The following is a 6,297-nucleotide window of genomic DNA, read 5'->3' as shown; positions in this document are numbered from 1 at the left end:
TCCCTGCTTCGCTCCCGCTGGCCCGAGCTTTGCGCCTTAGGGGTGGAGGAGCTTTACCTCTTTGGCTCGGTAGCCCGGGGCGAGGCCACACCCGGGAGCGACGTGGACCTCCTGGTGGTTTTTGCTTCTCCTCCGGGTTTTGAGGGCTACTGGCGGGTAAAGGAGTTTCTGGAATCTATTCTGGGAAACCCCGTGGACCTGGTGATGAAGGGGGCCTTGAAGCCGTGGGCGGCCCCTCAGGTGCTGAGGGAGGCCGTTCATGTCGCGTAGTTATCGGCTTTTCTTGCGGGACATGTGGGAAGCCTCCGAGAAAATCTTACGGATCTTGGAGGAAGAGGATGCTTGATCTCCTGGTCATCGCCCCCCACCCCGACGACGGGGAGCTCGGGTGCGGGGGGACCCTGGCCCGGGCCAAGGCGGAGGGGCTTTCCACGGGGATTCTGGACCTCACCCGGGGGGAGCTGGGCACCAAGGGCACCCCCGAGGAGCGGGAAAAGGAGGTGGCCGAGGCGAGCCGGATCCTGGGCCTGGACTTCCGGGGAAACCTCGGGCTTCAAGACGGGGGGCTTGCCGACATCCCCGAGCAGAGGCTCCTTTTGGCGGGGGCCCTGAGGCGGCTCAGGCCCCGGATTGTCCTCGCCCCCCTCGAGGCCGACCGCCACCCCGACCACGCCGCCGCAAGCCGCCTCGCGGTGGCCGCGGCCCACTTTTCCGCCCTCAAGAAGGCCCCCCTGGAAGGGGAGCCCCACCGGGTGGAACGGCTCTTCTTCTATCCCGGCAACCACCCCTTCACCCCGAGCTTTCTGGTGAAGATCTCCGCCTTCATAGACCAGTGGGAGGCCGCGGTCCTGGCCTACCGGAGCCAGTTTTTGGGGGAGGCGGCCAGCGAGACCGTGGGGCCTAAGGGGGTGGAAGCCCGCAAGGCCATGCGCCGCTACTTTGGGAACTACCTCGGGGTGGACTACGCCGAGCCCTTCGTGAGCCCCCTTCCCCTGCTCGCTACCCCCTGGGGACGGGTTTAAAAAAGGGGCTCCTGGCTCACCGCCTTCACCGGGCGGCCTTCCTTGGGCGGGAGGCTTTCCAAGGCCCGCTTCACCTCCTGGATGTCCATCCAGGTGAGGTGCTTGGGGCTTCCGGGGGCGCGGCTTGGGTTCCTGAGGAGGTAGGCGGGGTGGAACATGGGGAAGACCTTGATCCCGTGCCACTCGTGCCACTTCCCCCGGACCTTAGTGATGGGAACCTTCTCCCCCAGGAAGAACTCGGCCGCCACCGCCCCCAAGGGGACGATGATCTGGGGGGCGATGAGCTCAATCTGCTTGAGGAGCCACTTCTCCGTGCAGATCTTGGCCTCGTCGGGAAGGGGGGCGCGGTTTTGCGGCGGGCGGCACTTCACGATGTTGGTGATGTAGACCTCCTCCCGAGGGATGCCTGCCGCTTCCAGGATGCGGTTTAAAAGCTGGCCCGCCTTGCCCACGAAGGGGCGGCCCGTTTTGTCCTCTTCCTCTCCCGGGCCTTCCCCCACGAACATGAGCCGGGCGTCCGGGTTCCCTTCCCCGAAGACCACCTGGGTGCGCCCCTCCTTGAGGCGGCAGGCGGTGCAGGCCTTGGCCTGGGCCTCCAAGAGCTCCAGGGTCATTGCAGGGGCTTCCGGGCCTTGCGGGCTTCTCGCCTGGTCTTGGGGTCCAGGCCGATCATGAGGAAGAAGTTCTCCAGGGCGTTCTCCTGGCCCTTGATCTCGGGATACTGGTCCTCCGGCGTGCCGGTCACAAAGGGCAGGGATTTGTAGAGTTCCAGAGCGTACTGGACCACCGCTTCAGGCCCCTCCGCCTCCGCCATCTCCGCCAGCCGGGCGTAGACCTCGCGCCGGGCCTCCGCGTGGCGGCGGAAGAACTCCGGGTGGGGCGTTTCCGGGGCCCGGAGGATGTCCTGCTTGGCGATGCGGCGGTAGTGCTTCAAGCCCCGAACGATCTCCTCCGTGGTCAAGGTGATTTTGAACTCCATCCCCGCTCCTTTCCGGCCTTAGGGCCCTACCTTTGGCAGATTATAAGCCTCCTCACGGGGGGGTGAATATACTTGGGGAGATGGACGTTTTGGGGGACTATTGGCTGCGACGCATTCTCGCCCGCATTGGAACCCTTACCGCTTATGAGGGCCAGGACACCCGCACGGGCATGCCCGTGCTGATCCTAAAGGGGGCCGAGGGCAGGCCCCTGGAAGGGGAGGGGCTTTTGGCCCCCCTGGAGACCCTTCCCGAGGAAAGGGCCTGGGTTTTGGAGTGGCCCTTGGGAGCGGTGCCCATGGTCCAGTACCTGGGAGTGGCGGACCCGGAGCGCCTGGCCCACTGGGTGGAGGCCCTGGCCCGGGTCCTGGGGCACCTGAGGCGGGAAGGGGTGGAGGTGGCTCCCGTGCCGGAGCTTTGCCTGGTGAAGGGGAGGCGGGTCTGGCTGGGGGGGGCGGGCCTCGAGGCCCTTTCCGGTTCCCCCGAACGGGCCCTCGCCGCCCTGGCCCGGGCCCTGAGCGCCGACTGGGAGGCCTTCCCCCTCAAGGAGGCCCTCGAGGCCCTGGAGAAGGGGGAGCGGCGCCTGGAGGACCTCTTCCCCCGGGAGGCCCCGCCCCCGGAGCCTCTCCCCGAGGAGCCCCGCAAGCGCCTTCCCGTGGAGCCCGCCGAGGAACCCCCTCCACCCCCCCCTCCGGCCCCTGAGGAGGGAAAGGCCCCAAGCCGCCCCCGGGTCATCCGCATCCAGGAGCCGGAGGACCCCTCTTTCCCCGTGGTGGAGCCCAAAAGGCCCTCGAGGGGGCGGCGGGGGCTCCTTTGGGGGCTTCTGTTTCTTGCCCTGGGCTTGGGATTCTTTCTCTCCTGGCCCCGGCCCTCTTCCTCCCAGGGGTACGTGATGGAGTTCCGGACCGACCCGCCCACGGAGAAGGCCGAGGTGGTGCTTTTGGAGGCGCCCGAGGGTTCTCGCCTGGTTCCCGGGCGGGTCCTCCTCATCGCCCCGGGCCGGGTGGAGTTTGACCAAAAGGGGGTCTACCGCCTGAGGATTCGCGTGCCGGGGCGGGATCCCGTGGACTACCTCCTCGAGGTGCCGGGTCCCCCCCTCACCATCAAGGTACGCTAGGGGCATGACCGAGCGGCCCGCCACCTACCGCTACCGCTACTTCTTCGCCGGGGAGCCCGTAGGGGAGGGCAGGCTGGAGGTCCGCCCCCACGAGGGGGGGGCGAGGGGGGTGCTCCAGGCGGAGGTGAGCCTGCCCCTCAAGACCCGCCAGCGCTGGCAGACGGAGACGGACCGCCAGGGGTTTTCCCGCTACTTCGCCGAGCGGGTGGAGGCCCGGGAGGCCCGGGTCTTCACCGTGGAGCGCCTCGAGGAGGAGGGCCTGGTCCTGGTCACCCAGGGGAAGGAGAGCCTGGCCCTGCCCTACCTGGTTCCCTACCACGACCCCCTCTCCCTCCTCCTCGCCCTGCCCCGGCTTTCCCTGGAGCCCGGGGAGGTGGCCCGCTTTCCCATGCCGGGGGGGAGGGCCTACGTGGAGCGGCTTTCCGACCTCGAGGTGGAAGGCCGCTTGCGCCAACACTTCCGCCTCCGCCCGGGCCTCACCCTGGTCCAGCTGGAAGAGGGCCTTCCCGTGCGCCTGGCCCAGCAGGTGGGCGACCACGTGTTTGAGGCGGTCCTGGAGGGCGTGGAGGAGCCCAAGAGGCGCCGCCGCTGGGTATAGTAAGGCCATGATCTACCGCGCGGAGGAGGTACGGGAGCGCTTCGCCCGGCGTGGCCTCTCCTTTGACCCCACGGTGGAGGAGATCGTCCGGGGGATCCTCGCCGCGGTGCGCGAGGAGGGGGACAAGGCCCTGGACCGCCTGAGCCTGGACCTGGACGGCCACCCGGTGGAGGAAATCCCCAAAAGGGCTTGGCGCCAGGCCTACGAGGACCTGGACGAGGGACTGCGCGACGCCCTGGAAAGCGCCAGGGAGCGCATAGAGGCCTTCTACCGGGAGGAGGCCCGGGGGGGGTTCCTCCGGGCCGACGGTAGCGGGGTCCTGGGCCAGCTGGTGCGCCCCCTCTCCCGGGTGGGGGTCTACGTCCCCGGGGGGAGCGCCCCTCTCCTTTCCAGCCTCCTCATGACCGTGGTCCCCGCCAAGGTGGCGGGGGTGGAGGAGGTGGTGGTGGCGAGCCCCCCCAGGGTCCACCCCGGGGTGCTGGCCGCCGCCTGGGTGGCGGGGGCCGACCGCCTCTTCGCCATGGGCGGGGCCCAGGCCATCGCCGCCCTGGCCTACGGCACCGAGCGGGTGCCCCGGGTGGACAAGATCGTGGGCCCGGGCAACGCCTACGTGGTGGCGGCCAAGCGGCAGGTGTTTGGGGTGGTGGGCCTGGACGGCCTCGCCGGCCCCACGGAGACCCTCATCATCGCCGACGGCTCCGCCTCCCCCAGGCTTCTCGCCGCCGACCTCCTGGCCCAGGCGGAGCACGGGCCCGACTCCGAGCCCTGGCTCCTCTCCCCGGAAAGGGCCCTCTTGGAGAAGGTGGAAGCCGAGCTTATCCGCCAGCTCCAGGACCTGCCGCGGGCGGAGATCGCAAGGAGGGCGCTGGAGCGGGGCGGGCTCGTCCTCACCCGGGACCTCGAGGAGGCCATGGAGCTTGCTAACCTCTACGCCCCGGAGCACCTCTGCCTGGCCCTGGCCGACCCCCTGCCCTGGCTCGGCCGGGTGCAAAACGCCGGGGGGGTCTTCCTGGGGGAGGGAAGCCCCGAGGCCCTGGGGGACTACATCGCCGGCCCCAGCCACGTGATGCCCACCTCGGGCACCGCCCGCTTCCAGGGGGGCTTGGCGGTGCGGGACTTCCTCAAGGTGATCCCCGTGATGGGGCTTTCGGAAGGGGCCGTGCGGACCTTGGCCGAAAAGGGTGCCCTCCTGGCCCGGGCGGAGGGCCTCGAGGGCCACGCCCGCTCCCTGGACCTAAGGCGATGAGGCTCTTCCACGAGCTCTTAGGGCCTTTGGAGCTTCCCGACCGCTTTTCCCGCCTCGTCTCCCTGGCCCCCAACCTCACCGACGCCCTCTTCGCCCTGGGGCTTGGGGACCGCCTGGTGGGCCGGAGCGCCTTCTGCCACCGCCCGGCCCAGGTCCTCGCCCTCCCCGTGGTGGCCTCCTACACCAAGACCCGTCTGGAGCTTCTGAGGAGCTTAAAGCCCGACCTCGTGCTCCTCTCCACGGGGGTCCAGCGGGAGCAGGCCCTGAGGCTCAAGGAGGAGGGCTTTCCCGTCTACGCCGTCCCCCTCCCCACGAGCCCCTACGGCATCCTGGAGAACCTCTCCACCCTGGGCCACCTCCTGGACCTGGAGGAAAGGGCCACCGCCCTCGCCCACGAGCTCGCGGGCCGCTACGCCGCCCTGAGGGGCCGCTTTGACCTCACGGTCTACTTTGAGATGGACCTGGGCGGGCCCATCACCGTGGGCCGGGGGAGCTACATCGCCCAGGCCCTTCTCCACATGGGCCTTAGGCCCCTCTTCCTGGACGTGCCCCAGGCCTACTTCGCCCCGGACCTGGAGGAGGTAAGGCGGAGAGCCCCGGACCTCTTCCTCTACGAGCCCAAGCCCTGGGGGAAAAACTCCCTGGAGAAGGCCAGGGCCCTGGCCCGGGAAAGGGGCTGGGACTTCCCCGTGGCCGCCACGGACGGGGACGAGCTCGCCCACTACGGGCCCATGTTCTTCGGCTTCCTGGAGAAGCTGGCGCAAAGGGTAGAGGAAACCTTAGGCCAGGCTTAAGGCGGGGCCTGGGGGAGGGGCGTATAGTGGGAGCCATGAAGCGCCTACTTCTCGGGGCCCTTTTCCTCTCCACGGCCCTCCTCCTCACCGCCTGCCCCCAGACCCCTCCGCCGCCCGTGAACCCCGCCCAGTGCCCGGTGGGTCCTCAGGCTTTGCCCCAGGCTTGGCAGCCTTTGCGCCTCCAAGGTATGGGACGGTTTGAGGGAGCGTATGTGCCAGGAGAGGTTCTGGCGCTCCCTAGTCCGGGATTTTCCGTTCAGTCCCTTAAGGCTCAGGGGATGGGGATTGAACCGTTGGAGAACCTTCCCTTTGGCTTGTTACGTTTGAAGGTACCAAAGGGCCAAGAGAGAGTTAAAGCTCAAATGCTTCTTAGCGCAGGCATGCTTTATGTGCAACCCAATTACATTTACAAACCTTTGATTAAACCCAATGATCCTGACTATCTTATAAAGCAAAGGCCGTACTTGAATGGACTTGTGGGGCTAGAAGCTGCTTGGAATGTGGGTACAGGTCGGGGTTGTCCACCCGTGGTGGCTGTGCTGG

8 protein-coding genes and 1 pseudogene are annotated in these 6,297 nt (G+C 68.3%); 7 read left to right on the top strand and 2 right to left on the bottom strand.

Going from position 1 to position 6,297, the window contains the following annotated elements; all coding sequences use genetic code 11:
- Together AC01Y6_RS07070 and bshB1 are read left to right on the top strand one after the other, a co-directional pair.
- Positions 1-270, top strand: a 270-nt coding sequence (locus AC01Y6_RS07070) for a nucleotidyltransferase family protein (RefSeq protein WP_476670869.1), incomplete at its 5' end; no start/stop codon positions are given.
- A 68-nt stretch (positions 271-338) separates the two neighbouring features.
- The gene (gene bshB1, locus AC01Y6_RS07065) at positions 339-1,022 is read left to right on the top strand and encodes a bacillithiol biosynthesis deacetylase BshB1 (RefSeq protein ID WP_476670868.1); all 684 of its coding nucleotides are present in this window, start codon (positions 339-341) and stop codon (positions 1,020-1,022) included.
- Here bshB1 and AC01Y6_RS07060 read toward each other — a convergent pair.
- Positions 1,019-1,636: a uracil-DNA glycosylase gene (locus tag AC01Y6_RS07060; RefSeq protein WP_476670866.1), complete on the bottom strand. Its 618-nt coding sequence runs from the start codon at positions 1,634-1,636 to the stop codon at positions 1,019-1,021. The genes bshB1 and AC01Y6_RS07060 overlap by 4 nt on opposite strands.
- Positions 1,633-2,001, bottom strand: a complete 369-nt coding sequence (locus AC01Y6_RS07055; protein WP_347240151.1) for a hypothetical protein — start codon at positions 1,999-2,001, stop codon at positions 1,633-1,635. The genes AC01Y6_RS07060 and AC01Y6_RS07055 overlap by 4 nt, the downstream gene beginning before the upstream one ends.
- A gap of 80 nt (positions 2,002-2,081) precedes the next feature.
- Here AC01Y6_RS07055 and AC01Y6_RS07050 point away from each other — a divergent pair, with 80 nt between their 5' ends.
- From AC01Y6_RS07050 to AC01Y6_RS07030, 5 genes and pseudogenes are all read left to right on the top strand, one after another.
- Positions 2,082-3,116 (top strand): hypothetical protein, encoded by a 1,035-nt coding sequence (locus AC01Y6_RS07050; protein ID WP_428720142.1) that lies wholly within the window; start codon positions 2,082-2,084, stop codon positions 3,114-3,116.
- 4 nt (positions 3,117-3,120) lie between these two features.
- Positions 3,121-3,714: a hypothetical protein gene (locus AC01Y6_RS07045; RefSeq protein WP_428720141.1), complete on the top strand. Its 594-nt coding sequence runs from the start codon at positions 3,121-3,123 to the stop codon at positions 3,712-3,714.
- 7 nt (positions 3,715-3,721) lie between these two features.
- The gene (hisD, locus tag AC01Y6_RS07040; RefSeq protein ID WP_476670864.1) at positions 3,722-4,960 is read left to right on the top strand and encodes a histidinol dehydrogenase; all 1,239 of its coding nucleotides are present in this window, start codon (positions 3,722-3,724) and stop codon (positions 4,958-4,960) included.
- Positions 4,957-5,754 carry an ABC transporter substrate-binding protein gene (locus AC01Y6_RS07035; protein WP_428721468.1) on the top strand — a complete coding sequence of 266 codons (798 nt, stop codon included), beginning with the start codon at positions 4,957-4,959 and terminating at the stop codon, positions 5,752-5,754. Before hisD ends, AC01Y6_RS07035 begins: the two co-directional genes overlap by 4 nt.
- Before the next feature lie 188 nt (positions 5,755-5,942).
- A pseudogene (locus AC01Y6_RS07030) lies at positions 5,943-6,297 on the top strand (S8 family peptidase); the annotation flags it as partial.

It is taken from the genome of Thermus sp. (genome assembly GCF_056332225.1).
Note: the sequence above shows the minus strand (reverse complement) of the source record. Positions and strands in the feature narration are given on the sequence as shown.

Excerpts from the sequence above, each read along its gene's own strand:
- AC01Y6_RS07045 (WP_428720141.1), top strand. The coding sequence starts at position 3,121 with ATGACCGAGCGGCCCGCCACCTACCGCTACCGCTACTTCTTCGCCGGG.
- AC01Y6_RS07050 (WP_428720142.1), top strand. The coding sequence starts at position 2,082 with ATGGACGTTTTGGGGGACTATTGGCTGCGACGCATTCTCGCCCGCATT.
- bshB1 (WP_476670868.1), top strand. The coding sequence starts at position 339 with ATGCTTGATCTCCTGGTCATCGCCCCCCACCCCGACGACGGGGAGCTC.
- AC01Y6_RS07035 (WP_428721468.1), top strand. The coding sequence starts at position 4,957 with ATGAGGCTCTTCCACGAGCTCTTAGGGCCTTTGGAGCTTCCCGACCGC.
- AC01Y6_RS07060 (WP_476670866.1), bottom strand. The coding sequence starts at position 1,636 with ATGACCCTGGAGCTCTTGGAGGCCCAGGCCAAGGCCTGCACCGCCTGC.
- hisD (WP_476670864.1), top strand. The coding sequence starts at position 3,722 with ATGATCTACCGCGCGGAGGAGGTACGGGAGCGCTTCGCCCGGCGTGGC.
- AC01Y6_RS07055 (WP_347240151.1), bottom strand. The coding sequence starts at position 2,001 with ATGGAGTTCAAAATCACCTTGACCACGGAGGAGATCGTTCGGGGCTTG.